The organism is Undibacterium sp. Xuan67W (assembly GCF_049340165.1).
Classification (GTDB): domain Bacteria; phylum Pseudomonadota; class Gammaproteobacteria; order Burkholderiales; family Burkholderiaceae_D; genus Undibacterium.
Genome location: NZ_JBMPPN010000011.1, coordinates 66,981 through 90,315, shown reverse-complemented (window position 1 = coordinate 90,315; position 23,335 = coordinate 66,981). Strand labels below are relative to the sequence as shown.

The 23,335-nt window shown below is 48.9% G+C and carries 19 protein-coding genes and 1 tRNA gene; 10 read left to right on the top strand and 10 right to left on the bottom strand.

Translation table 11 applies throughout. The features are described from left to right. Positions 1 to 299: 299 nt before the first annotated feature. Complete coding sequence (gene mutY, locus ACO0LE_RS11750) at positions 300 to 1,508, bottom strand: A/G-specific adenine glycosylase (protein ID WP_422960537.1); 1,209 nt, start codon at positions 1,506 to 1,508, stop codon at positions 300 to 302. 829 nt (positions 1,509 to 2,337) lie between these two features. Here mutY and rpoD point away from each other — a divergent pair. Next, positions 2,338 to 4,728: an RNA polymerase sigma factor RpoD gene (rpoD, locus tag ACO0LE_RS11745; RefSeq protein WP_422960592.1), complete on the top strand. Its 2,391-nt coding sequence runs from the start codon at positions 2,338 to 2,340 to the stop codon at positions 4,726 to 4,728. A 270-nt stretch (positions 4,729 to 4,998) separates the two neighbouring features. Beyond that, positions 4,999 to 5,733 (top strand): substrate-binding periplasmic protein, encoded by a 735-nt coding sequence (locus ACO0LE_RS11740; RefSeq protein WP_422960536.1) that lies wholly within the window; start codon positions 4,999 to 5,001, stop codon positions 5,731 to 5,733. 102 nt (positions 5,734 to 5,835) lie between these two features. Here ACO0LE_RS11740 and ACO0LE_RS11735 read toward each other — a convergent pair whose 3' ends face one another. Then, positions 5,836 to 7,770: a dynamin family protein gene (locus tag ACO0LE_RS11735; RefSeq protein WP_422960535.1), complete on the bottom strand. Its 1,935-nt coding sequence runs from the start codon at positions 7,768 to 7,770 to the stop codon at positions 5,836 to 5,838. 49 nt (positions 7,771 to 7,819) lie between these two features. Continuing rightward, the gene (gene mutM / locus ACO0LE_RS11730) at positions 7,820 to 8,641 is read right to left on the bottom strand and encodes a bifunctional DNA-formamidopyrimidine glycosylase/DNA-(apurinic or apyrimidinic site) lyase (protein WP_422960534.1); all 822 of its coding nucleotides are present in this window, start codon (positions 8,639 to 8,641) and stop codon (positions 7,820 to 7,822) included. Between the two features lie 246 nt (positions 8,642 to 8,887). On the opposite strand from mutM, the gene ACO0LE_RS11725 reads away from it, so the two are divergent. The 8 genes from ACO0LE_RS11725 (at position 8,888) to ACO0LE_RS11690 (ending at position 17,383) form a co-directional block, all read left to right on the top strand. Continuing rightward, positions 8,888 to 10,813 carry a tetratricopeptide repeat protein gene (locus ACO0LE_RS11725; RefSeq protein ID WP_422960533.1) on the top strand — a complete coding sequence of 642 codons (1,926 nt, stop codon included), beginning with the start codon at positions 8,888 to 8,890 and terminating at the stop codon, positions 10,811 to 10,813. 104 nt (positions 10,814 to 10,917) lie between these two features. Continuing rightward, positions 10,918 to 11,556: a lipoprotein insertase outer membrane protein LolB gene (gene lolB / locus ACO0LE_RS11720; RefSeq protein WP_422960532.1), complete on the top strand. Its 639-nt coding sequence runs from the start codon at positions 10,918 to 10,920 to the stop codon at positions 11,554 to 11,556. Next, the gene (gene ispE / locus ACO0LE_RS11715; RefSeq protein WP_422960531.1) at positions 11,553 to 12,422 is read left to right on the top strand and encodes a 4-(cytidine 5'-diphospho)-2-C-methyl-D-erythritol kinase; all 870 of its coding nucleotides are present in this window, start codon (positions 11,553 to 11,555) and stop codon (positions 12,420 to 12,422) included. Before lolB ends, ispE begins: the two co-directional genes overlap by 4 nt. A 57-nt stretch (positions 12,423 to 12,479) precedes the next feature. After that, positions 12,480 to 12,556: transfer RNA gene (locus ACO0LE_RS11710), tRNA-Gln, on the top strand. A gap of 129 nt (positions 12,557 to 12,685) precedes the next feature. Beyond that, a complete protein-coding gene (locus ACO0LE_RS11705; protein ID WP_422955793.1) occupies positions 12,686 to 13,648 on the top strand; it encodes a ribose-phosphate pyrophosphokinase in 963 nt (320 codons plus the stop codon). A 111-nt stretch (positions 13,649 to 13,759) separates the two neighbouring features. Further along, a complete protein-coding gene (locus ACO0LE_RS11700) occupies positions 13,760 to 14,347 on the top strand; it encodes a 50S ribosomal protein L25/general stress protein Ctc (RefSeq protein WP_422960530.1) in 588 nt (195 codons plus the stop codon). 272 nt (positions 14,348 to 14,619) lie between these two features. Further along, positions 14,620 to 16,425: a gamma-glutamyltransferase gene (gene ggt / locus ACO0LE_RS11695; RefSeq protein WP_422960529.1), complete on the top strand. Its 1,806-nt coding sequence runs from the start codon at positions 14,620 to 14,622 to the stop codon at positions 16,423 to 16,425. 160 nt (positions 16,426 to 16,585) lie between these two features. Next, positions 16,586 to 17,383 carry an MBL fold metallo-hydrolase gene (locus tag ACO0LE_RS11690; protein WP_422960528.1) on the top strand — a complete coding sequence of 266 codons (798 nt, stop codon included), beginning with the start codon at positions 16,586 to 16,588 and terminating at the stop codon, positions 17,381 to 17,383. Positions 17,384 to 17,692: 309 nt separating this feature from the next. On the opposite strand, the gene hpf is transcribed toward ACO0LE_RS11690, so the two are convergent. From hpf to ACO0LE_RS11655, 7 genes are all read right to left on the bottom strand, one after another. Beyond that, a complete protein-coding gene (gene hpf, locus ACO0LE_RS11685) occupies positions 17,693 to 18,037 on the bottom strand; it encodes a ribosome hibernation-promoting factor, HPF/YfiA family (protein WP_262835086.1) in 345 nt (114 codons plus the stop codon). A 133-nt stretch (positions 18,038 to 18,170) separates the two neighbouring features. Next, on the bottom strand, positions 18,171 to 19,661 hold the full coding sequence (locus tag ACO0LE_RS11680; RefSeq protein ID WP_422960591.1) for an RNA polymerase factor sigma-54: 1,491 nt from the start codon (positions 19,659 to 19,661) through the stop codon (positions 18,171 to 18,173). 17 nt (positions 19,662 to 19,678) lie between these two features. Beyond that, a complete protein-coding gene (gene lptB / locus ACO0LE_RS11675) occupies positions 19,679 to 20,419 on the bottom strand; it encodes an LPS export ABC transporter ATP-binding protein (protein WP_422960527.1) in 741 nt (246 codons plus the stop codon). 1 nt (position 20,420) lies between these two features. Further along, positions 20,421 to 20,999 (bottom strand): lipopolysaccharide transport periplasmic protein LptA, encoded by a 579-nt coding sequence (lptA, locus tag ACO0LE_RS11670; RefSeq protein ID WP_422960526.1) that lies wholly within the window; start codon positions 20,997 to 20,999, stop codon positions 20,421 to 20,423. A gap of 19 nt (positions 21,000 to 21,018) precedes the next feature. Beyond that, positions 21,019 to 21,672: an LPS export ABC transporter periplasmic protein LptC gene (lptC, locus tag ACO0LE_RS11665; RefSeq protein WP_422960525.1), complete on the bottom strand. Its 654-nt coding sequence runs from the start codon at positions 21,670 to 21,672 to the stop codon at positions 21,019 to 21,021. Further along, positions 21,669 to 22,214, bottom strand: a complete 546-nt coding sequence (locus ACO0LE_RS11660) for a KdsC family phosphatase (protein WP_422960524.1) — start codon at positions 22,212 to 22,214, stop codon at positions 21,669 to 21,671. Before ACO0LE_RS11660 ends, lptC begins: the two co-directional genes overlap by 4 nt. After that, positions 22,214 to 23,239, bottom strand: coding sequence for a KpsF/GutQ family sugar-phosphate isomerase (locus ACO0LE_RS11655; protein WP_422960523.1), 1,026 nt, complete (start codon positions 23,237 to 23,239; stop codon positions 22,214 to 22,216). The genes ACO0LE_RS11660 and ACO0LE_RS11655 overlap by 1 nt, the downstream gene beginning before the upstream one ends. Positions 23,240 to 23,335 lie beyond the last annotated feature (96 nt).

The following is a 23,335-nucleotide window of genomic DNA, read 5'->3' as shown; positions in this document are numbered from 1 at the left end:
TAGCCTAAATCGACGACTAATAATCAATCAGGACTTACGCAATACGACAAATTATTTATCAATCGCCACATAAAATCCGCAGGCTGGATGCGGCTTGCAGAGGCATTTCGTGCTAACAGGCGCAATCCGCTTGCGGATTAGTTAGGGTTGTAATATTTCATACTGGCGCTTACTCCTGCCTTTTTTCTGTGTCTCTGTGTCTCCGTGCCTCATTGGTGAGAGGTCTTAGTTTTTTGTGCAAGTCCATCAATATTCAATGAGCCGACCACAGTCACTTCTCCGGTATCAGGTATATGGTGTCACATCGACAGCAAATATTTTTTTACAGGTGCGGGTAATGCAGCCTGCTCTACCTGCGCCATATCTAACCAGACCCAGCGTGGTTCAGCGACTTGTAAACTGAGACGAGCCACATTAAATTGCAACACAGATGCGTATAGTTTGAAATGGGTAAATCCATGCGAAAACCCCGGCAATTGCTGAATTCCTTCGATATCACCGAAGCGGGCAGCATACTTTTTTGCGGCCAGACTTTGCTCAGGAAAATCATGTATTTCGTCAGCAGACGCATCAGGATTACGCTCTTGCATACCATCCAGCTCAGGTAAAGAAAGCAAGCCGCCCCAGATGCCACTATCAGGCCGCTGCTCCAATAAGACTTTGCTCTGATACCGCAACACCAGCATCAGCGTATGTTTTTCCTTGGATTCTTTTTTGGGCTTACGTGTTGGCAGCTCGGCGGTGCGCTGCTCTGCATAAGCCACGCAACTCTCCTGCATTGGACAACGCCCGCACGAAGGACTGCTACGCGTACATAAAGTAGCCCCCATATCCATCAATCCCTGGGTATAGGATTCAATATCAGTTTCCGGCAATAGCGCCCGCGCCCGCAGCCACATATCGTCTTCAATTTTCTTCATTCCGGGATACCCGGCAATACCAAAAACCCGGGCGAATACGCGCTTGACATTCCCATCCAGAATTGCCGCACGGGTACCATAAGAAAATGCCGCAACCGCTGCTGCAGTCGATCTCCCTATACCTGGCAATTGCTGTAATAGCTGAGGATCACTAGGGAAGCGTCCCGCGTAAAGCGCAACGACTTGCTTGGCACATTGATGCAAATTACGCGCGCGGGTGTAATAACCAAGCCCGCTCCAATGCGCCATCACATTCTCTGACGCTGCCTCAGCGAGCGCAAAAATGCTAGGGAAGCTATCGAGAAAACGTTGATAGTAGGGAATCACTGCCGCTACCTGAGTTTGCTGCAACATGATTTCAGACAGCCAGACCCGATAGGCATCGCTGGTGTTCTGCCAGGGCAGCTCGTGACGCCCATATTGTTTTTGCCATTGAATTAATGTGGCAGAAAAACTGGGATCGGCATACGCAGATTCTGGCAGCGCACTGACTGCATGGTTCAAGGAGACCGCTTTTGTGGTGCCAGCCGTCATAGAGCATGCCACATCACTCTTCGCCGCACTTGTTTTGGAGGTGCTTGATTTCATTAAACACAAACAGAAAAGAAAGTGCATTAAGTATAAAGGTAATTTTGTCAATTTGATGACAGAAATACCCGAGACTCCCGCCTCAATCCTGCGAGCTCAGAATCAATTCTGTATTCTATTAAGATGAATTTTTACCATCGAATTCCTCTACAAAATTCAAACGCAGACTAGCGCAAAAAATGTGCAACTTAACTTGCAAAGAAAGCCGAAGCCTAGGATAATCGCGTCCTCTGTTCATCCTTGAATAAAGATGAAGAAAGCCCGCTTTCACCAGCGGGCTTTTTTCATCTTTGATTGAGGGACGCTCGCTGATTGGCTTTCAAGCTCCCTACGCGTATTAATTTGTTGTCGTACTAGATTTCGTTACATGAAAAATAATTCAACTGATTCCACTGGCTTACCTCTTCAAAAAAGCGCATCAACTCTTACCCTCGGCATTAAAAAACGTCTGAGCATAGGAACTAAAGAAGCTAAAGAACCGGCTCACTCTGCGATCGAAGCAAAAACAATTGCGGTGCAAGCTGTCGTGCATGAGCAAATCATGGCAGACGCAATGCCCGTTGTATCTGCTCAGGTTACCGTCATCACCAAACGTCGGTCCAAGCTCGCACCCGTGCTGACGCCAGCCTCGCAGTCCGAACCGGAATGCCTGACGAGCACCGAGCTTGACACGCCAGCATTGCCAAGCGAAGAAGTCGCAGAGACGAAGCCAAAAATAGGTGCTGAAAAACAGGCAGAAGAAGCGGTAAAAGAAACAGTACAAGAACAGATAACAGAAACCGCCGCAGCGGACGTCGCGTTATCAGAGGTTTCTGACAACGCAGAGACCATAGCAGATCCGGTCAAACAAGAAATCCTGTCGCAGGTACCGGCGACAGCGGCAGAAAGTGAATTCACTGATTACACCGTGGGCAGCGTTAACAATGTTGCAGCACCGGTTGTTGTCGTAAAAAAATCGAGCTCACGCTTAAGTAAAAAGTTGATCGTGACACCTGAAACTAACGCGGCACTGTCCGTGTCTTCTGTTTCAGTTTCAGCACCACCTGTTGCAGCAAACATCGTACAAAGCGCAGTACAAAGCGAGCCAGCGCAAATTGAATCCAGTACCGTCACCAAACGTGCACCTCGCGTCTGGAAACAAGAAGCGGCACCCGTTGTCAAAGTCAATATCGCGACTGTTGATACCTCGGCTTACGTATTGCCAACGATAAAAGAAGCCGCCAAACGCGGACGTAAGCCAAGTGAATTCCAGTTTGAAAATGACGAAATCCGCGCGCTAAATGCAGTGGAGTCTGCCGAGCTGAAATCCGTTGCCAGAGCCAAGGCAAGAAAAGCGTCAACAGGTACGGCAAGTGCAACATCCGCCGAACAGTTAGAGCAATATCGTAAAAAACTGACCAAGCTGATACAGATCGGTAAGGACCGTGGTTATCTGACGCATGCAGAAATCAATGATCATTTGCCGGAAAACGTCTCCGATCCTGAAATGGTACAAGGCATCATCAGTACACTCAACGATATGGGCGTTGCTGTGTACGATCAGGCACCGGATGCCACGATGCTGCTACTGACTGACAGCGTCGTGACGGCGGTCAGCGATGACGAAGCCGAAGCTACCGCTGCTGCGGCACTTTCAACCGTCGACGCTGATTTTGGCCGCACCACCGATCCTGTACGTATGTATATGCGCGAAATGGGCGGCGTCGAATTATTAACCCGCAGCGGCGAAATCGAGATTGCTAAACGCATCGAAGACGGCTTGAAAGATATGCTGCAAGCCATCTCAGCCAGTCCAAGTACGATTGCAGAAATGCTGGCAATTGCCGACAAGATCGCTAAGGATGACATCAAGATTGATGACATCATTGATGGTCTGATCGATCCTGACGCCAAGGAAGATAATAGTCTGACCAGCATCGCTGCGGCTCAAGATGATAGCGACGAAGCAGATGAGGAAGACGAAGAAGATGCCGTCAGTGCAGACGCTGTCAGTGAAGAGCAATTACTGCAATTAAAAAATGCAGCACTGCTCAAATTTGCCGTCATCGGCCGCCAGTTTGAAAAGATGCGCGAACTGGAATCTAAAGAAGGCTATCAATCTTCCAATTATGTAAAAGCGCAAGAGCGTATTTCGCAAGAGCTGCTGGGCATACGTTTTACCGTAAAGACGACAGAAAAATTATGCGACACCTTACGCAAGCAAATGGCAGAGCTGCGTCAGATAGAGAAAAAAATGCAGGATTTGCTGATTAATAAATGCGGCATGCCACGCGCGCATTTCATCGCTAAATTCCCTGGCAATGAAACGAATGCCACATGGTTGGGTAACGAGATCGACAGTAACCAAGTACATAGCGCGGCCCTGCAACGCCATATCCATGCAGCGAATGAGCTGCAGCAGAAGTTCGTCGCACTGGAAGAAAAAGTGTCCATGCCACTCAGCGATTTGCGTAAGACCAATAAGCAAATGGTGGCAGGCGAAAAACGTGCGGCAGATGCCAAGCGTGCGATGACTGAGGCCAATTTGCGGCTGGTGATTTCGATTGCAAAGAAATATGTGAATCGTGGACTGCAATTCCTTGATCTGATTCAGGAAGGCAATATCGGCTTACTCAAAGCCGTTGATAAGTTTGAATATCGTCGTGGTTATAAATTCTCAACCTATGCGACCTGGTGGATACGCCAGGCGATTTCGCGGGCGATTGCTGATCAGGCCAGAACCATCCGCGTACCTGTGCATATGATAGAGACCATCAATAAGATGAACCGTATCAAACGTCAGTTGATGCAGGAAAGCGGCGTAGAACCTGATCCGGCAATCATTGCGAAGAAGATGGAAATATCCGAAAGCAAAATCCGCGAAATCATGAAGATCGCGAAAGAGCCGGTGTCAATGGATACGCCTATCGGTGACGACGGCGACTCTCAACTCGGCGATTTCATTGAGGATAGTCACACTCTGTCGCCAATGGCTGCGGCAATGCAGGCCTCTGTTCAGGAGAAGTTGAAAGAAGTACTGGACTCACTCAGCCCGCGCGAAGCAAAAGTATTACGCATGCGCTTTGGTCTGGAAATGGTCAGCGACTATACTCTGGAAGAAGTCGGTAAGCAGTTTGAAGTGACGAGGGAGCGGATACGCCAGATTGAAGCGAAGGCAATGAAAAAATTGCGCCACCCTTCTCGCTCAGATCAGTTGAAGAGTTTGCTGGAAAGTCACTAATTCCCGGATGCCAACTCACGCCAGATAAGACTACGCGTGAGTTGGTCTGCGGATACTCCACACAGTTGCGTACCCTGCCCGGGATAAACAGCATCGTTTATCCAAAGTCCTACACTCGGATAACGCCGTGAGCGGCATTTAGACAAACCCGCATTGCAAGATCATATTTATTTATATGATATAAACGACATCCCGGCTTGCAAGACACGAGAGCTTTCTTTAGCATCAACGCTATCAGTATTTTCTTCAGAACTGCCGATTCAGACCACCATGAACAAAGCATTTTTTGCCGGCACCCTCCTCAGTCTGAGTCTTGCATCTGTCTACGCGCAAGACCCTGTGTATCTGATTTATTCAGACCGCGTTCCTTATACAGAAACCAGCAAAGACGGAGATGTGCAAGGGGTCATTGCGGATCCGGTGAAACAAGTTTTTCGACGGGCAAAGATCGACTACCAGTGGAGAAATGTACCGATCAACCGGCAGTTGCAAATCATAGAAAACAATCAGGAAAAAGCCTGTCTGATTGGTTTTTTTAAAAACCATCAGCGCGCATTACTAGGTAAATTTACCCGTGCTATCTATCAGGACGGCCCGACCATCGCTGTTGTCGCCAGCGACAATTCGCAACTGGGTGACATCAAGACAATCGACGACCTGCTCAGTAATCAAAAGCTGATTTTACTTAATAAATCCAGCTATTCTTACGGCGCACAAGTTGATAAAAAAATTAAGCAGTGGGATCCAACGATAGAGCTGACCACCGCGGATAATCTGCATCTGTTTCAGATGATTTCTTACCGGCGTGCAGATTACTTTTTTCTGACACTTGACGAGGCAATGCAATTAGTAAGGCGATTCGAGCTTAATCCTAATGCTTACCGCTACCTGTCTTTTCCGGAATTAGGTCCCGGCAATCAGCGCCATATATGGTGTACCAGGCAGGTCAGTGATACGACCATCGAAAAACTGAACAAAGAAATTGAAAAGCTCACCAATAAATAATTGGTGAGCTTTTTTATGTGGTTTGATCTGTATTGAACTACAGATCAACTTGAAGAAATTTTAAAAAAACTGATTCGTAATACGATCAAAAAAAACAGCCTATCAAGCCGCCTTGAGCGCACTCAACTCGGCTGACAAAGCATTTTTCAGTTTCGCTTCCATCTCATTCAGTTTGCCCTTCTGTGCATCCATCTCTGCCTGAATCGCCTCGAAGGAATTGATTTTTTCTTCCAGACTATCCGTTGCCACATGAATCCGTTGTATCGATTGCATACGGTTTTTCAACTGACCTTTGTGTTCGCGGATCTGCGCCTCTAACGGTGCCATCACAACTTTTTGCCAGGCTTCGACATCACGGTTTGCTTGTAAAAAACTTTGTTTTACGCGCGCGGCAATTGAGTCAAAAAACTTTTGCATGACCACCACACGGGGCTTGGTCAGCAAAGTCGTAGCGCTGAATTGCTTTTGAAATACCGCTTCTACCGCATTGACTTCCTGTATGTATTTTTGCAAAGAAAACGGCATCGGCGCAGTCAATGCCAAGCCGTGTTCTGTCGAAAATTTACGGTACATGATCGTCATCATCTCCGAAATTTCGTCAGTCTTTTTATTTGAGGCCTGGAGATTAAATTTGATATTGCTAAAGAATTGTTTGACCGCATCCTTCAGTCCAGATGAAAAATTACTGCTCTCCATTTCATCACGGGCTTTACGAATCTCTTCACGCAGAATATCCATACCCAGGCTTGTATAAACTTCGGTAGAGAGACGGGTGAAGACTGCGCGCGTTCCCTGCATTTTGATCAGGCTGGCATCAAATTCTTTTTTCTCTGCATCGATACGACGCATCATGTGTTCGATCACATTGACGTTCTTGCCACGCAAGCTTTTCAGCTCCATCATCTGTTCAACAACACTACGGCTGCGGGCAGAGAGAATCGCCTGCTGTCCGCCTGTGATTTCGTTGATATCAGACGACATCTGGGCACGAATAATTTCCTGTTTCGACGGGATTAATTCTTTAGACAGTGCATATTCCAGGGTAGGCAAGCGGCTCTTGGCAAGTAACGGTGCATCTTTATTGATTTTGGCGACCAAGCCTTTTTGTGCAGAGACCGGGAAAATTTGTTTTTCATCGATAGACAGATTATGTGCCACCGTCGAGATCTGATGCTTGATCTGACTCTCGATTTCTTCGGGTGTGCGTAACTCATCCCACATGCTATCAATCTTATTCAGCACAACCATGCGACCTGGACCACCGCCGATGTGATTGCGCCAAACATCGATATCGCTCTTGGTCACGCCAGTGTCGGCAGCCAGAATAAACAAAACCGCATGCGCGTTCGGAATCAGATTCAGCGTCAATTCAGGCTCGGTACCAATCGCATTCAAGCCTGGTGTATCAACGATGATCAAGCCTTCTTTGAGCAAAGGGTGCGGGAAATTCACAATCGCATGACGCCATTGAGAAATTTCGACCATGCCGTTTTCATCGATTTCTAGCGGCGCATCGGGGTCATCTTCGTCAAACAGTCCATAGGATTTTGCTTCTTCTATGGATACTTTTTTCGTCAGGCTAACTTGCTTAAATGCTTCGAGCATACCGTCGCCAGAGCTGATATTCAGCGGCAGCACGGTCCAGACGTTGTGCTGGCCTTTGTAATCGCTGGTCGATTGCGCTTCTTTGCGAGTCTCAATCGGCAGCAGACGAATGCAAGGCGGGATTGTTTCGTCATACAACAACTCAGTCGGGCACATGGTGGTGCGACCGGCTGATGACGGCAAAATACGCTGACCATAATCCGCAAAGAAAATCGCGTTAATTAATTCAGATTTGCCACGTGAAAATTCCGCAACAAAGGCGATAGATAATTTGTCATCCACCAGTCTTTCCAACAAACGCGAAATACGCTGATCGCTGGCGGCATCGGCCATATCCGATCCACTTATCCACGCGCGATATTGTTCAAGCGCGTTCACCACACCTTTGCGCCAATCGCTGTATTCCTGGAATTTTTGAACCAGATTACTCATGTTGCCCTCAAATAATATTTTTAGTATCCGGAGAATCTAGCATTTTGGCCTATTTTTGACAATTTATGCAGTAAAAAGTGCTGCGTTGGCCTTGTTTGATCTGTCGTATTGTTGTTCCGCAGAGCCGACATTGCTCGCCAGCACGATCATATACGAAATATGACTGCTGAAAATAGCCTGTTTGTCCATCAACACCGATGAAATCACGCAAAGTACTGCCACCTTTCTCGATAGCAGCCCGCAACGTCAGGCGAATTTCTTCTGCTAGCAGGCGATATCTTGCCAAACTGATACGATGGGCCGAGATTTTTGGGTTGATTTTTGCCCGGAACAGACTTTCGGATGCATAGATGTTGCCAACTCCGACCACAATATCGCCAGCCAGCAAGACTTGCTTGATCGCTGCCCTGCGCTGGCGTGTCTGCTTGTACAACAACTCAGCAGTAAATACATCCTCTAGCGGCTCAACACCCAAAGCTCGCAATAAGAGATGCTGATTCACGTCGCCGTCCTCAGCATCGTGCCAGAGTACAGCACCAAATCGCCGAGGGTCCGTCATGCGTAAAGCCTGTTTGCCAACAACGATATCAATATGGTCGTGTTTTTGCGCTGGCGTCGTCGCAGGAATGATACGTAAATGTCCCGACATACCCAGATGAATTAAGACTGTTCCGTGGTGAAATTCCAGCAACAGATATTTACCGCGCCGACTGGCAGCAAGAACCGTTTGTCCTAGGAGCAATTCCGGCAAATTTTCAGGAAAAGGCCAGCGCAAACCCGCACGCCGGAGAACTACTTGCGTAACTTGTTGTCCGATAAGATGCGGTGCGACACCACGGCGAGTAACTTCAACTTCGGGGAGTTCTGGCATAATTTTATAGGCTGATTAGCTAACCGCCATGTGCAATCGATCAATGAAAAAATTGCGCACCGCCATTGCTGGCACGTGCGGCAACGAAGAAGGTACAAATAAGTATTACGAAAAAATGCTCTCGTCAGGTTGTTTTATACAAACCCTGCGTGATTACAATTTGACACAGAGTCCCGCATCGAAGGTCCCACGCAGATGCGGCTTCAGCGTAAAATCAATCATCGTCAGTCAAATTTGGATATAGTTTTGAAAACTGTTTCGCACACTCATCGCAGCAAAGTTGCATTGCCTTCCACAGCATCCTCCAATTCCAATAATGGCAAGACCGCGTCTATTGTAACGGCTCTGCGAGCAATTGCTCCGACGCTTGCCATCTCCATCCTGCTATCGGCGTGTAACGGTATGTCCCCGCTGAAGTCCGGCATGTCAGAAGACGCGCATCAGGCAGCCGGTGCAACGGATGCGGCGCAAGCAGCGCTGGCGGCAGAGCATGCGATGGGCGAAGGGCAGATCAGCAAACGTGGTGAAGAGAATTTGCCTTCAGTCGCCCTCACTGACGAATTGCTATATAAAATATTGACCTCCGAAATCGCTTTTCAGCGTGGCAACTGGCAGGCCGCCTATGTCACTATTCTTAGCGTTGCTCAGCAAACCCGCGATCCCCGCCTCGCCCGGCGTGCCTCTGAAATAGCGCTTGCCGCCAAACAACCAGGTGAATCACTAACGGCAATCCGCCTCTGGCGCGAACTCGCTCCCAACTCCAACGAGGCGACGCAGTATTACCTCGGCTTCATGGTGATGAATAATAATCTGGCCGAAATTCAATCAGTCTTTGCCGACAAACTCCGTAGCGCAGAATCTAAACAATACGCCTTGCTCATGCTGCAGGCACAGCGCCTGTTAGCGCGTGCGCGTGATAAGAGCGCCGCATTCGACACGCTGGAAGAAATTGTCGCGCCGTACAAAACCACGCCGGAAGCACATCTGGCGCTGGCTCAGGGCGCTTACGCCAGGGGCGACAACAAGCGCGCAGTAACTGAGGCCGAGCTGGTGCTGCAGGCGAAACCTGATTCTCAACTGGCGGTACTCACGATCGCGCAAGCATCCAAACAAGGCGATGCCATGAAAGCGATGGCAGCATTTTTGCAAAAAAATCCAAAAGCTCGTGACGTGCGCCTGGCCTATGGCAGCATTCTGATCGATCAGCATCAGATGGATAAGGCGACGCAAGAATTTGAACAACTGCTGCGCGACAAACCCGACGATATCAATGTGCTTTACACCCTCGGCATCCTGACCATGGAAGGCAAAAAGAAGCCCGGCAATAATCAACTCGCCGAACAATACCTGAGTCGCTATCTGACCGAACTGGAAGCCAACCCGACCGAAGAACGCGACCCGACGCCAGCGCTACTGAACCTGGCTCAACTCGCCGTCGAGCGCGACGATTATCCTGCAGCACAAGCGTGGCTGGCGAAAGTCGAGTCCTATGATGGCCGCAATGCCGCCTATTTCAACACCCAAATCCGGCGCGCTCAGTTGATGGCAAAAGAAGGCAAACTGGCAGATGCAAGACTGTTTTTACGCGATTACAAAGCCGCTAATGACACGGAGCAAGCGCAACTCGCACAAGCCGAAGCGCAACTGCTACGCGAAGCAAAACAAGCTGACGAGGCAAATCGCGTCATGGAAGCCGCCTTGCAACGCTATCCAGACAACACCGATCTGCTGTACGACTACGCCATGCTGGCAGAGTCGCAGAAAAAAAATGAGCTCATGGAAACCGCATTGCGTCGCGTCATTGCACTGGCACCGAATAGCCAGCATGCGTATAACGCGCTTGGCTATTCATTTGCGGATCGTAATATTCATCTGGATGAGGCGCTGACGCTGATTGAAAAAGCCTCCAGCCTGGCACCAAATGACGCCTTTATTCTTGATAGCCTGGGCTGGGTCAAATTCCGCCTGGCGAGATTGGATGACGCAGAAAAAGATCTGCGCCGCGCTTATGAACTACGTCAGGATGCCGAGATCGCAATTCACTTAGGCGAAGTGTTATGGATGCAAGGTCACAAAGAAGATGCAAAAAAACTCTGGCGCGAAGCGAAGGCTGAAGATCCTGAAAACGAGAGCTTAAAAACGACACTACAGCGCTTAAACGTCAAACTGTAATCAGAAAAACTGCATCAACCCGCGTCAGCAACCGAAGATAATCGCCAGTTGATGCAGCTGGCTCTTAAAATATACTCCACCCCAGCATATACAATCCACATCAAATGCACCAAAAAAACAGTGCGGCATCGCCGCATCCAACAAGATACTCCCCTATTTTTTTATTATTGCTATGCCTGAGCATATGCCTAAGCGGTTGCGCCAGCGCACCACGCAAGCCCGCAGATAATGCACCGGAGCGCCGCTACCACAGCAACATACAGATCAATGGCCGCATTCTGGTCCGTTATCAGCAGAACGATAAACCACAAAGTTTGCCCGGCAGTTTTGAATGGCAACAAACAAGCAGCGACCTCACCATCACCCTGTCCTCTCAGTTAGGACAAACGATCGCCACTATCAAGCAATCAGCGACGGGCGCTAGTCTGCAACAAGCAGGCCAGGAAACTCGCTATGCCAGCGATATCGATAGCCTCCTGACCGAGAGCCTTGGCTGGTCACTTCCCGTCAGCGGCCTGCGTGACTGGCTACAGGCATTTAGCCGCAACCCGCAAGGCCAGCGCACAGCACTGGCCGCGCAAGACAATACAGAAATCGACACCGATGGTTGGCACCTGCGATACGCGACCTGGGATAGCGGCGGCAGCATGGCACACCCTAAACGCATCGACCTGCAACGCACCACGCTGCAAGCAGGAGAACTATCCTTGCGCATCGCGATAGATCAATGGACGCCGCAATGATCCGCAACTTAGTTAATTGCGCGGCACCGGCCAAACTCAATTTGTTTTTGCATGTCACCGGTCGACGTGCGGATGGCTACCATTTGCTGCAAACGGCATTCCAATTACTCGACCATGGCGACTCTCTCGATTTCGAGGTGCGCGATGATGCGCAGATAGTGCGTGTCAACGACATCCCCGGCGTACCCACCGAGAGCGACCTGGTTATTCGCGCAGCAAAGCTATTGCAAGCCAATGCAGGAGTACAACTCGGCGCAAATATAACTTTGCACAAAAAACTTCCCATGGGTGGCGGCCTCGGGGGCGGCTCTTCTGATGCTGCAACAACATTAATCGCACTGAATCATGCATGGCAGTGCGGACTGAGCCGGATCAGCCTCATGGAACTTGGCCTGCAACTGGGCGCCGACGTCCCGTTTTTTATCTTCGGGCAAAACGCTTTTGCTGAAGGCATCGGCGAAAAACTACAGGCGATCAACACTCCCGATAGCTGGTTCGTCGTCATCGAACCGGGAGTGCAAGTCCCGACACCAGCAATTTTTTCGGCAAAAGAGTTGACACGAGACACAAAACCCATCAGAATAGCGAACTTTTCCAGCCATTCAAAAATGGAATGGAAAAACGACCTGCAAATAGTTGCTTGTTCTTTGTTTCAAGAAGTTGATGCAGCCATTAAATGGCTTAAAACTTTCGGTGACGCCAGAATGACAGGATCGGGAGCTTGTGTATTTTGTGCATTTTCTGATGAGGCAAACGCCGATCAAGTGCTGACGCAGGTACCTGACAAATGGACAGCATGGAAAGCAAAAGCAATTCGTCAACACCCGATGACGCATTTGCTGCAGAGTGAAAAAAATTTGGTTTGATGTTGAAATCCCGCTAAAATAGCGGCTCAGAATTCAGCATCAGATAAACGGTTGTGTAGGGGATTCGCCAAGCTGGTTAAGGCACTGGATTTTGATTCCAGCATACGAAGGTTCGAATCCTTCATCCCCTGCCATTAAATATAAAGCCGCCGCATAAAATGTGCGGCGGCTTTTTTCAATTTTACCAGCGGCGTTTTTGCTAAAACACTAAGCAAAGTTTGAGTAAAAACGTCTGACCCTCAATTAAGCCGATAGGTCCTGCCATGGCAAGTGCGCGCGCAAATGACAATATGATGGTGTTCACTGGCAACGCCAATCCTACTTTGGCGGCAGGGGTAGCCAAGCAATTAGGAATCCCACTCGGTAAAGCCGACGTATCCAAATTCTCTGACGGAGAAGTCATGGTCGAGATCAATGAAAACGTCCGCGGTAAAGACGTTTTTGTATTGCAATCGACTTGCGCACCGACCAACGACAACCTGATGGAAATCATGCTGATGGTCGATGCTCTGAAACGCGCATCTGCTGGCCGCATCACCGCTGCGATCCCTTATTTTGGTTATGCACGTCAGGATCGTCGTCCACGCTCTGCACGCGTTGCGATCTCGGCAAAAGTGGTTGCCAATATGTTGGAAGAAGCGGGTGTTGACCGCGTCCTGATCATGGATCTGCACGCAGATCAAATCCAGGGTTTCTTTGATATTCCTGTTGATAATATTTACGCATCGCCTATTTTGCTAGGCGATCTGGTTGCAAAAAATTACGAAGATTTGCTGGTTGTATCGCCTGACGTCGGCGGCGTAGTTCGCGCCCGCGCATTGGCGAAGCGCCTGGGTTGTGATCTGGCGATTATTGATAAGCGCCGTCCAAAAGCAAATGTATCCGAAGTCATGAACATCATCGGTGAAGTCGAAGGCCGCAATTGCGTGATCATGGATGACATGGTTGATACTGCAGGCACCCTGACTAAAGCAGCCGAAGTTCTGAAAGAGCGTGGTGCGAAAAAAGTATTGGCCTACTGCACACATCCGGTATTGTCTGGCCCAGCAATTGCACGCATCTCCAGCTCGCCGTTAGATGAACTGGTGGTAACCGATACAATTCCACTGTCAGACGCAGCAAAAGCCTGCACTAAGATACGTCAGTTGTCCTGTGATAGCTTATTAGCTGAGACCTTCCGTCGCATTACGAAGGGTGAATCAGTAATTTCACTGTTCACCGATTAATTTTTCTGCGCACTGATGTATTTTTAAAAATACATCAGTGCGTTTTTCTGTATCTCTGGTCGCGGAGATACAAAACCGCAAGTTGAGTCTTGCATTTTTTGGAGTAACACCATGAAAGTAATCGCATTTGCACGCAAAGAACAGGGGACCGGAGCGAGCCGCCGCCTGCGCAATGCTGGCCAAACACCTGGCATCATCTACGGCGGCACAGAAGCCCCTGTATCTATCACTTTGGATCACAATGCGCTGTACCACGCATTGAAAAAAGAAGTGTTCCACTCCTCCATTCTGGATCTGGAAGTTGATGGCAAAGTAGAAAAAGTATTGTTGCGCGACTTCCAAGTCCACGCATACAAACAATTGGTATTGCACGCTGACTTCCAACGTGTTGATCCTAACAAAAAGATCCACGTTAAAGTGCCTCTGCATTTCATCAATGCTGAAGTATCTCCAGCCGTAAAATTGAACGCAGCTGTTATCAGCCACGTTGTAGTTGAACTGGATATCTCTTGCTTGCCAGCAGATTTGCCAGAATTCGTTGAAGTTGACCTGTCCAAACTGGAAGCCGGTCAATCTATTCACGTTTCTAGCCTGGTATTGCCAAAAGGTGTATCCGCAGTTGTACACGGTGATGACGCAACCGTCGCTATCGCTGTTGTTCCAGCTGGCGCAACATCCGCTGAAGCAGAAGCGAAGTAATTTTCTGCTCTCCGTAAAAAAACCGCCTTCAGGCGGTTTTTTTACGTCTGTAGAACGGACATCAATCGATACTAAACTCGTAATTTCCATAAGGCAGCGGCGATTGCGCTTCGACCAAAGGATAGTGGTCTAACGGAAAATCCAGACTACGTACGACACGATGAAATTATATAAATTAAATCGAATAAAGTATCCTTACGATTCTTGCGATAAAGTTAAAATCGAATGATGTATTGAGCTTTTCACGAAACGATAACTAAACAAAGGCATGTATGCGAATCAAGATAAAGTCCGATCAAAATCCTCATCCGGCGCTACTCGCCTGCCTGCCGAAAGCACTACTCACATTAATAGCCTTAGCTAGTCTTGTTACACCAATATCACCATCGGCTGCGGCCTCAGCGTCACCCGCCACACCACTCAATCCCGTCATCAAATATGACATAGGCTATGACATCGTCAGCCCTGTCCATGCACAGCATGGGATGGTTGCGAGTGAGCAGGGACTGGCGACACAGGTTGGCATCGATATTTTAAAGCGTGGTGGAAATGCGATTGATGCTGGTGTTGCGGTCGGTTTCGCACTTGCTGTAGTACTGCCCAATGCAGGCAACATCGGTGGTGGCGGTTTTATGTTGATTCATGATGCCAAATCCGGCAAAGATGTTGCCCTCGATTTTCGCGAAATGGCGCCGATACGTGCGACACGCGATATGTATCTCGATCAGTCAGGTCAGGTCATTCCAGGCAAATCCTTATATTCACACCTTGCGGTCGGCGTACCGGGCACCGTTGCCGGTCTCAGTCTCGCGCTGAATAAATTCGGCACCATGACGCTGTCCGACGTCATCGCGCCAGCAATCCGGCTAGCTGAGCAAGGCTTTGAAGTCAGTCCTCATCTGGCCAGTATTCTGGGCGCAGAACGTGATCACTTAGGCGCGTGGGAGTCGAGTAAAGCGATTTTTTTCAAAAATGGACGCCCTTTGCTCGCCGGAGAAAAGTTAGTTCAAAAAGATTTAGCCAACTCACTAAAACTCATTGCGAAAGACGGCCCTCAAGCTTTTTACCAAGGCAGTATTGCAAAAAAAATTGCTGCTGAAATGGCCAAACATCAAGGCGTGATTGGCATTGATGATCTCAACAACTATAAGGTCATAGAGCGCGAACCGGTCAAAGGCAATTATCGCGGCTATCAGGTCATGTCGATGCCGCCACCCAGCTCGGGCGGCATCCACATCATACAGATGCTCAATATGCTGGAGCACTTCCCTATCAAGGAGCAAGCGAGTAATAGCGCGCAGAATTTACATCTGATGACCGAAGTCATGAAGCTGGCTTATGCCGACCGATCCGAATATCTCGGCGATCCCGATTTTTTTAAAGTACCCGTAAAAGCGCTGACCTCAACGGCGTATGCCGACGAGCTCGTCAAAAAAATCAACGCCGATCACGCTACGCCGTCCGCACAAATCAAGCCGGGCAATGTCACGCCATACGAGAGTGATCAGACCACGCATTTTGCGACCGCCGATCAGCACGGCAATGTAGTTGCCACGACTTACACCTTAAACCTGAATTTTGGCAGCGGTATCGTCGCGGCAGGTACCGGCATCACCTTAAACAATGAAATGGATGATTTTTCAGTGAAGGCCGGAACACCAAATGCATTCGGTCTCATTGGCGGCGATGCGAATGCCGTCGCTGCCTATAAACGTCCGCTCAGCTCAATGTCTCCGACGATTATCCTGAAGGATGGAAAACCATTCATGACAACCGGCAGTCCGGGAGGCAGCCGTATTATCTCGACGACCCTGCAAACTATTTTGAATGTCATTGACCATGGCATGAACGTCGCACAAGCCACCATTACGCCGCGGATCCATCATCAGTGGGTGCCCGATCAGATGCGCGCAGAGCGGGGCATCAGCGTGGACACCTTACGCATCTTAGAACTCAAAGGTCACAATCTAAAAATCTCTCCTGCCATGGGGCGGACGCAGATCATACAAATCGGTGCCGATGGCTTCGACGGCTACTCCGATCCGCGTAATCCAGACGGCAAAACCTTGGGTTATTAAATCTTCATTGATCACGCAAATGGCACCAGCCATCATTAAGCAGCACCACTTGCAAGCGCTTGATATGAATCAAGCGCTTTACTGATCTAACGCAATTCCAGAGAGCCCTCGCCCACTACAATTGCCCGATGGAAAATATCTATTCCCTCTGGAGATCGTAGTGGCCATAGAATTATATAAAGACGCTCATCACATCTGTCTGATATTCAATGATCTCGTCAAGGATGCCGGCGATAACGCGGTACAAGCGAACCAATTTTTGATTGTGTCAGACGGACAAGGTGCCCTGCTTGATCCGTCTGGCAATATTACCTATAACAGCCTGGTATTAGCGGTGCAACGCTATTTACCCAAGAAAAATCTCAAATACCTTTTTGCATCACATCAGGATCCGGACATCATCGGCGCTCTGGATAAGTGGTTGTTCAGTACGGAATGCCAGCTCTATGTATCGCAGCTATGGTCGCGTTTTGTACCGCATTTTTGCAATCTGAACCGCTCAGACGGCAGAATTGTCGGCATCCCGGACGAAGGTATGCCTATTCCTATGGGTGTTACGACTATTCATGCTGTTCCCGCACATTTCTTGCATGCCGAAGGTAACTTTCAGTTCTACGATAGCCGCTCCAAAATCTTGTTCTCAGGTGATATGGGGGCATCAATGGTAGACGCACGTGATGTCAGTCAACCCATCACGACAAAGGAGGAATTTTTAGATCAGTTACCAGCCATGCGGGGGTTTCATCAACGTTACATGGTGTCAAATAAAGTCTGCCGTTTGTGGGCAAACATGGTCAGAAGTATGGATATTGCGATGATGGTACCGCAGCACGGACGTTATTTCGTCGGGCGAGAAGCAATTCATGCTTTTCTGGACTGGGTAGAGAACCTGCAATGCGGGATCGATTTATTTACCCAGGAACACTATCGGTTTCACGGGCAGAAGTTAGCCGTATAAACAATCTCTATATCATTAGGATTTACGCAAAAACTAAGACCTCTCACCACAGAGACACTGAGAAAATGTAGGAGTAAGCGATTCCATGACATATCGGTTAAAGAGTTTTTAGACGTTAACAAAACCCAATCCGCATATCCCGTGGGGTTTCTGGGGCAAAAAGCTTCTGGAAGCCGCATCCAGCCTGTGGATTCGATGTCGATGGTTATAAGCCACCGTTCGTTTTGTGTACTCAACGTGTATCCAACGAAAAAGGACGCTTGACGCGTCCTTTTTATTGTACCGGCTACGAACACCGGACTTGATGACTCACACCGACGCCGGGTCTGGCAGATGTTTGATGGCGTCGTGCTGATGATCTTGAATTTTGTCTTTGTGTTTGATGACTTGTCTGTCCAGTTTATCGATGAGGAGGTCGATCGCAGCGTAGAGGTCGTGTGCCAGGCTTTCTACGTGGATATCTTTACCACTGATGTGCAGATTGATGTCTGCTTTATGCCGTTTTTCCTTTTCCCGGAGCTTGTCTACCGTCAGAATGACGGCGATATCAATGACTTGATCGAAGTGTCGCCTGATGCGCTCAAGCTTGTTTTGTACATGTTCACGTATTGCAGGAGTTACTTCGAGGTGATGTCCACTGATGGTGAGATTCATACTACGCTCCTATGGTGATGTTACTCGCTATAAATTTCTTCAGCATTTGCTCTGATGCATCGAGCTAAATTATATATAGCAATACAAAACGTAATTTCAAGGCTTAGTTACAAGACTAAATTACAGGTGTTCATTACAAGGATTTGCGCAGGCTTACTGGAGGAATTTTTAGGGCTTCACGGTATTTGGCAACAGTGCGTCGCGCAATGACCATGCCTTGTTCACCCAGCATGTCTGCAATTTTGCTATCAGAGAGTGGGCTTTTCTGGTCTTCTGCTCCTATCAACTGCTTGATGAGTGCACGTATCGCGGTGGAAGATGCTTCTCCCCCCGTTTCCGTCGCGACATGGCTACCGAAGAAATATTTCAACTCAAACATACCATGCGGGGTAAGCATGTATTTCTGAGTCGTTACACGAGAAATAGTACTCTCGTGTAAACCTAGTGTATCAGCAATTTCGCGCAAAACAAGAGGGCGCATCGCAACCGCACCATGGGTGAAAAAATTACGTTGTCTTTCAACTATCGCTTGTGCAACGCGCAAGATGGTATCGAAGCGTTGTCGCATGTTTTTGATCAGCCAGCGCGCCTCCTGCAACTGCGATCCCATCGTCCCGTCACCACGATTTTGTTTCATGATGTTGGCATACATACTATTGACGCGGAGCTTGGGCATGACATCCTGATTCAGCAAAACCTGCCAGCCGTTCGCTGATTTTCTGACAATTACATCAGGGACGACATAGTCTGATGAAGCCGCTGCAAAATCCGCACCTGGCTTAGGATTACACTGGCGAATCACTACCTGCGCCTCGCGCAAATCTTCATCATCACAATTGAGAATTTTTTTCAGTTTATTGAAATCTCGCTGTGCAAACAACGTGATGTGTTCTTCAACAATCTTCAGCGCCAGGCGACGCGTTACGAAGGGAATCTTAGGTAAGCGTTTGATTTGCAGAGCCAGACATTCCGATGGGGTGCGCGCACCAACCCCGGCAGGATCAAAGCTTTGCAGCATCGTTAATGCGAAAGATAATTCCTCTGGTTCTACACATAGTTCAAGTGGCAAACTCGCATGAATTTCATCCAAGGTCTCCATGAGATAACCACTGGGATCCAGCGCATCAATCATCAGTTCAATTAAAGCACGATCACGCGGTTCGCGAATATTCAGCCGCATCTGTTCCAGCAAATGATCGCGCAAACTGGTTTGCGCAGCTTCTAATTGCGGACGTCCATCTTCTTCCTCTGAGGACTTACTGCCTAGCGGCACATCATCAAAGCTCCACTCTTCTTCGTTGGCGCTGGTGCTATCCGCAGATGAAGCAACTTCCGTGTTATCACTGCTGTCAGCAACTGGAGCGGTAGTCTCGGCACCGACTTCCTGTACTGCAAATTCAGATTCTGAATTATTGCTTGTCGTGCTAATTGCGCCATCGGCCAGCAATCGCACTGCATTATCCATGGGGTCATCAACCCGCTCTAACATGGGATTATCAGTTAATAGATTTTCCAGCTCCTGATGTAATTCCAGCGTGGATAACTGCAAAAGACGAATTGATTGCTGCAATTGCGGCGTAAGCGCTAGGTGTTGTGAGGTACGTAGTTGCAGGCTTTGTTTCATCATCATCTCGCTTCCCGCTACATGCGGAAATGCTCTCCCAGATAAACCCTGCGTACGGATTCATTCGTGATGATATCTTCCGGCTTGCCACTCGCCAGCACCGCACCTTGATTGATGATGTAAGCGTGATCGCAAATGCCCAGAGTTTCGCGCACATTATGATCGGTAATCAGCACACCAATACCGCGTTCTTTCAGGAAGCGTACGATGCGCTGAATCTCAATCACCGCAATCGGATCAACACCTGCAAAGGGCTCATCCAGCAACACAAAGCGAGGATTCGTTGCCAGTGCCCGGGCAATTTCTACCCGGCGACGTTCACCGCCAGACAACGAAAGCGCCTGATTCTCACGTATGCCCTCAATCTGCAAATCGGCCAGCAATGTATCCAGACGTTTCTCAATTTCGGCTGAATTCAGAAACTTGCCCTGCTCATCCTTTTGCAACTCCAGCACCGCACGGATATTGTCCTCGACCGTCAGTTTACGAAATACCGATGCCTCTTGCGGCAAATATGATAAGCCGAGAACGGCACGTTGATGGATCGGCAAGCGGGAGATATCCACACCATCCACATTGATCTCACCGGCATCAGAGGGGACCAGTCCGACGATCATATAAAACGATGTGGTTTTGCCCGCACCGTTCGGTCCTAGCAGACCGACAACGTCACCACTCTTTACTTCAAGCGACACATCGCGCACTACCTGGCGCGCACCGTAACGCTTTTGCAAACCTTTGATCAATAAAGTGCTCATCTTATTCTTTGGTTTGCTTATCGGCTTTAGGTTCTAAAATCAAAGTAACACGACCACCGCCAGGGACTTGTTTTCCAGACGAGCTGTTAGTCGCAACGAAGACATCATTGATGCTATCGTAGGAGAGGTATTCGCCCTCCTGTTCCTGGGTTACATTTTTACCGTCCAGATAGCGAATCTTCGCCTTGGAAATAAATTTCACCAACTCGGATCTATCGTCGTATTCAACTCTATCGGCATAGCCGTCAACCCATAAATCAGGGCCACCATCGCGCTTTTGACGGAACGACACACGACCGCCAGCATTGGCATACAGAACCGATGTCTGGTGTCCGTCAGCTGCCTCTGTCACAACGGCACGATCGGCTTTTACCAGCAACGTACCGCGTACCAGAATGACTTCGCCAAGCAGCGTTGAGGTACTTTTTTTCCCGTCTGAAGTCAGGTGTTCAGCGCTGATTGCTGTCTTCTTCAAGCTATCAGCCTTTTCCGCAAATGCTGCAGGTGGCATGAAAAAAATGCCGATCACCAGCATGGCACAATGACTCAGGCATCTCATTTCTTTATATTGAAAGCGCATTATTTGCTCTCCATCGTGATTAGTTAGTTGATGTCCGCTTAGAATGCGGACGATCGATGAGCATGTGAACTTTGCTGAGCAACTGCACTTCCTGTGTCGCATTGTTCGCGATCATGCCAATCGCATGCGTCTCTGATCTTTCTGTGTATAAGGCGACGGCTTTATCCGTCTTCATCGTATTCACATCCGGTAGCAGCAACAGATATTCGGTTTGCAATCGCATGAATTTTGCCGTTGCACTATCGGGGCGCTCTATATTCACGTTGCCATACAAATGAATTTCATCACTCTCTCTCGGCGTCTGCTGTGATGCTTGTCCTTGCGAGTTTTTTTGCTCAACAACTGCCTTATCCGCCCGAATTGTGACCGGGGTTTTGTCTTCGTCAAAGCTGTTAATACGTGGCTGTTGAATTTCAAAGTTATCGTAACGAGGATGATGCGTCAACCGGTCACCTGCGACGTGGAAATTTGCCTGTCCATCGTTCGATAATTTAATGAAATTAAATTTCTCTACATAATAATCAGGCTCACTCCGGGCCGAAGAACGCGAATTGCCCTCATCATCATTTCGCCGCAATACCTCTAATACCCAGAAACTGCCAAGCGCAATCATCGCCAGCACAGCAACAGCCAGCCAGATACGAAAACGGTCTAAGGAAAATGCATATTTCATGTGAGATAAGTCGCCAGTGCTGATTCGTATTTATCTTGTGCACGTAAAATGAAATCGCAAATTTCACGCGCCGCGCCAGCACCGCCAGTCGCTTTTGTCACATGGTGAACCCTTGCTCTGACCTCGTCATGCCCGTTCGGCACACTGGCAGCAAAGCCAACTCTAGTCAACACGGGCAGATCGATGACATCGTCGCCAATAAAACCACAGTGCTCCGGTGACAGATTCAACTCAGAAATCAACTCCAGAAACGCCGTCTTTTTGTCGTGCATACCTTGCTTAACATGCGTGATCCCAAGATCAGCAGCACGCCTCGCGACGATGGCGGACTGTCGTGCACTGATTATCGCGGTGTGGATCCCGGCCTGTTGCAATAACTTGATGCCCTGCCCGTCAAGGACATTAAAGGTCTTCATGACTTCACCGTCGGGACCAAAATGCAGGCTGCCGTCGGTCAAAATACCATCAACATCAAAAATCATCAGCTTCACTGCCGACGCTTTGGCAACCGCATTTTCTGTGGAATGTCGTGCGTGACTCATCAAATCACCTTGGCCCGGGTCAAATCATGGATATGTAAAGCGCCCACTAATTTGCCACTCTCGTCGGCAACCAGTAATTGGTTAATTCTATGTGTTTCCATGACTTCGACCGCTTCGACGGCCAGTTGTTCGGCACGAATACTGCGAGGATTTTTATGCATGACATCAGCAATGCTGATTTTTGAAAAGTCCTGCACAGTCTCCATCAAACGACGCAGGTCACCGTCGGTGAACACACCGACAACCCGCTGATCCTGATCGACCACGGCCGTCATCGCCATGCCTTTTTTAGTAATCTCCAGCAATGCTGTTGTTAATCTGGTATCCGGTGACACTTGAGGAATGGCATCTCCGGTACGCATCACATCACGCACATGTGTCAGCAGCCGCCGGCCTAGAGCGCCGCCGGGATGAGAGCGGGCGAAATCCTCTTCGCGGAAACCGCGCGCATCGAGTACCGCGACCGCCAGAGCGTCGCCAAGCGCCAGAGTGACCGTCGTACTGGCAGTCGGAGCTAGATTTAGGGGGCAGGCTTCTTTCGCGACCCAGACATTCAGGTGCACATCAGCGAGATTCGCCAGACTAGAGGCCGGATTACCCGTCATCGTGATCAGTTTGACACCCAGGCGTTTGATAATGGGCAAAATCGACATCAATTCAGACGCCTCGCCCGAATACGAAATACCGATAAAGACATCTTGTGGCGTGATCATGCCCAGATCGCCGTGCGCAGCTTCTGCCGGATGCACAAACAAGGCGGGCGTGCCGGTAGACGCAAAAGTGGCAGCGATCTTACGCGCAATATGGCCAGATTTACCGATACCGGAGACAACCACACGCCCCTGGCAATGCAGCAGCAGTTGTGTTGCCACAGCAAAAGCAGCGCCATGATCATCAGACAGCCTGGCCTGCATTGCCTGTATCGCGTCGGCTTCAATTTGCAGGGTTTCACAGGCCAGTTGCAATGCCCGGCTTGTTGCCGCTTCTGGAGCGACGGGGGAGGAAATAAGCTTAGAAGTACTCATTCCCAAAGTATAAACGAAATTGAGTAAGCAAAAACTCTGCCAGTTAATTGAGTCCAGATAAAGTTGCTGGAAGGTGAATATTGTTCGTTTTTTTGA